Here is a 2,942-nt window from a genome sequence, read left to right as displayed (position 1 = left end):
CCCGTACGGCACGGTCGCGGTGCGCCGCGCCGGCCGACGCGCGGGCGGAGGGAGGCGTGCGGTCCTCGTCCTCGTCGTGCGGCAGCGCGTCGGTGGCGGCGGCCGTCGCGAGGACGGTCGCGAACAGTGCGGTCAGCGCCGCCCCGCGCCGGAGACGGCGGGGCCGGAGGGAGAACTCTGGACCCGGCAGCGACATGCCGCCCACTCTAGGACAAGCAAAAGGCGCCGTACGGCTGTTGGCCGTACGGCGCACGGGGCACTCGTCACACCTTGAGGTACTTGCGGAGCGCGACGGCGGCGGCGAGCGACGGCATGAGCAACCCGATGACCAGCACCAGCGGCAGCACCGCGAACACCGCGTCCCAGCCGATGAACTTGACCAGCGGCATCTGCTCCGCCAGCGAAAGGCCCGCGTCGATCAGGAAGTAGCGCCCCACCAGCAGCATCACGCAGGCGAACAGGCCGCCCAGCAGACCGGCGAACGCGGCCTCCATGATGAACGGCATCTGGATGTAGAAGCTGGACGCGCCGACGAGCCGCATGATGCCGGTCTCACGACGACGGCTGAACGCCGAGACACGCACGGTGTTGACGATCAGCATCAGCGCGATGAGCAGCATCAGGCCCATGACCACGACGGCGGCGACGTTCATGCCGCGCATCATGTTGAACAGGTTCTCCAGGATGTTGCGCTGGTCCTGCACCGAGTGGACGCCGGCCCGCCCGGAGAACGCGGTGGCGACCACCTCGTACTTCTCCGGGTTCTTCAGCTTGACCCGGAACGACTCCTGCATCTGGTCCGGCGTGACGACGCTGGCGAGCGCGGTGTCCCCGTACTGCTCGCGGTAGTGCTTGTACGCCTCGTCGGCCGTCTCGTGCTGGACGCTCTCGACGATGTCCAGCTTCCCGAGGTCGGTCTCGATCTGCTCCTTCTGCTGGGCGGTGACGGCGCCCTTGGAGCAGTTCTCGGCGAAGCCCGCGTCGTTCTTGTTGCACAGGTAGATCGTGACGTTGACCTTGTCGTACCAGAAGTCCTTCATCGCGTTGACCTGCTGGCCCATCAGCACCGCACCGCCGAAGAGGGCGAGCGACAGGGCCACCGAGACGATGACGGCGAACGTCATCGTGAGATTGCGACGGAGGCCGACACCGATCTCCGAGAGTACGAACTGGGCGCGCATCGCGTGCGTTCAGCCTTTCTTACCCGTGCTTGTGCTCAGTGCTGGTAGCCGTAGACGCCGCGTGCCTGGTCGCGGACGAGCCGGCCCTTCTCGAGCTCGATGACGCGCTTGCGCATCTGGTCGACGATGTTCTGGTCGTGGGTGGCCATGATCACCGTCGTACCGGTGCGGTTGATGCGGTCGAGCAGCTTCATGATGCCGACCGATGTCTGCGGGTCGAGGTTGCCGGTGGGCTCGTCGGCGATGAGCAGCATCGGACGGTTCACGAACGCGCGAGCGATGGCCACGCGCTGCTGCTCACCGCCGGACAGCTCGCCCGGCATGCGGTCCTCCTTGCCGCCGAGGCCGACGAGTTCGAGGACCTGGGGCACGGACTTGCGGATCTCGCCGCGCGACTTGCCGATGACCTCCTGCGCGAAGGCCACGTTCTGGGCGACGGTCTTGTTGGGCAGCAGCCGGAAGTCCTGGAAGACGGTGCCGAGCTGGCGCCGCATGTGCGGGACCTTCCAGTTGGACAGGCGGGCCAGGTCCTTGCCGAGGACGTGCACCGTTCCGTGGCTGGCGCGCTCCTCGCGCAGGACCAGCCGCAGGAAGGTGGACTTGCCGGAGCCGGAGGACCCGACGAGGAAGACGAACTCGCCCTTCTCGATCTCCAGGGACACGTCCCTGAGGGCGGGGTGGTTCTGCTTCGGGTAGGACTTGGAGACGTTGTCGAATCGGATCACGGGTGCACCAGGTCGGCCGAGGAGGAGTAGGTGTGCGTGACCATACGCGAAGGGGGATGCCCTGCGCAGTCACCGTCCGGGGTTGCCCTTTTTGTGGAGGTGTGCCCGGTCCGCTGATCGGCGGGATCCGGCCGGGGCGCGCCTAAACTCGTGGAAGCTGGCACAGTGGGGAGGGGAACGGACGCGTTTCCCTGAGCGTTGTGCGGAGAGAACTGTCTCGTCACATCAGTCCGCGTCACAGTCCGCGTCGCAGTCCGCGTCAGCGGCTCCGCCGCGCGGGAGGAGGAGAGCGCATGACCTATGACCGACTGGTGTGCGCCAACTGCGCGGCACCCGTGACCGAGGGCCGCTGCCCCGTCTGCCGGGCCAACCGCGAACGTCTCCAGCAGAGCCCGTGGGGTGCGCTGAACCCCGTGGCGCTGCTGGCGCTGCTTCTGCTCCTGGTGGCGGCGGCCGCACTGGTGGCGGCGGCGCACAGCCCCGCGTAGCACCCCCTGGACAACGGGAAGGGCCCGGACACCGCCGGCTGCGGCGTCCGGGCCCTTCTGCGGGTGTGCTCGCGGATCAGACGGCCGCGCGGCCGCCGCCGACGAGGCGGGGCAGCATACGGAAGCCGATGCCGCCGGCGATCATCGTCGCGGCGCCGATGAGCAGGAACTCGGTCTCGGCGGCGCCGGTCTCGGCCAGCTCCTCCTTGGCCTTGCCCTGCTCGACCGGCTGGGAGCCGGCGTTGTTCGGGCCCGGGTTGTTGTCGGCGCACTCGGCACCGTCGAGGTCGACGGTGCAGGTGCCGACGCTGCCGCCGGTGGTGGAGCCGCCGGTCGGCGAGGCGCTGGGCTGCACGGTGGTGGGAGGCGTGGTGGGCGGGGTCGTCGTGGGCGGCGTCGTGGTCGGCGGCGTCGTCGTCGGCGGGGTCGTCGTCGGCGGGGTCGTCGTGGGCGGCGTCGTCGTCGGCGGGGTCGTCGTGGGCGGCGTCGTCGTCGGCGGGGTCGTCGTCGGCGGCGTCGTCGTCGGCGGGGTCGTCGTCGGCGGGGTC

Annotated in this window: 5 protein-coding genes and 1 pseudogene; 2 read left to right on the top strand and 4 right to left on the bottom strand. The window is 69.5% G+C overall.

Annotated elements, in window-relative coordinates; genetic code table 11:
* The 3 genes and pseudogenes from HTZ82_RS04835 to ftsE form a co-directional block, all read right to left on the bottom strand.
* Positions 1-196: pseudogene (locus HTZ82_RS04835) on the bottom strand (peptidase S41); the annotation flags it as partial.
* Between the two features lie 67 nt (positions 197-263).
* Complete coding sequence (ftsX, locus tag HTZ82_RS04830; protein WP_175408011.1) at positions 264-1,181, bottom strand: permease-like cell division protein FtsX; 918 nt, start codon at positions 1,179-1,181, stop codon at positions 264-266.
* A 35-nt stretch (positions 1,182-1,216) separates the two neighbouring features.
* On the bottom strand, positions 1,217-1,906 hold the full coding sequence (ftsE, locus tag HTZ82_RS04825) for a cell division ATP-binding protein FtsE (RefSeq protein WP_175408010.1): 690 nt from the start codon (positions 1,904-1,906) through the stop codon (positions 1,217-1,219).
* A 293-nt stretch (positions 1,907-2,199) separates the two neighbouring features.
* Between ftsE and HTZ82_RS04820 the strand changes: the two genes are divergently transcribed.
* Positions 2,200-2,394 carry a hypothetical protein gene (locus tag HTZ82_RS04820; RefSeq protein ID WP_175408009.1) on the top strand — a complete coding sequence of 65 codons (195 nt, stop codon included), beginning with the start codon at positions 2,200-2,202 and terminating at the stop codon, positions 2,392-2,394.
* Positions 2,395-2,470: 76 nt separating this feature from the next.
* On the opposite strand, the gene HTZ82_RS33045 is transcribed toward HTZ82_RS04820, so the two are convergent.
* The gene (locus tag HTZ82_RS33045; protein ID WP_375540784.1) at positions 2,471-2,749 is read right to left on the bottom strand and encodes an LPXTG cell wall anchor domain-containing protein; all 279 of its coding nucleotides are present in this window, start codon (positions 2,747-2,749) and stop codon (positions 2,471-2,473) included.
* A 13-nt stretch (positions 2,750-2,762) separates the two neighbouring features.
* On the opposite strand from HTZ82_RS33045, the gene HTZ82_RS33040 reads away from it, so the two are divergent.
* Positions 2,763-2,942: hypothetical protein (locus HTZ82_RS33040; RefSeq protein WP_175408008.1), on the top strand; the 180-nt coding region annotated here is incomplete at its 3' end.

It is taken from the genome of Streptomyces sp. TRM64462, assembly GCF_013362995.1.
Classification (GTDB): domain Bacteria; phylum Actinomycetota; class Actinomycetes; order Streptomycetales; family Streptomycetaceae; genus Streptomyces.
This window is presented reverse-complemented; position numbering and strand designations above follow the sequence as displayed.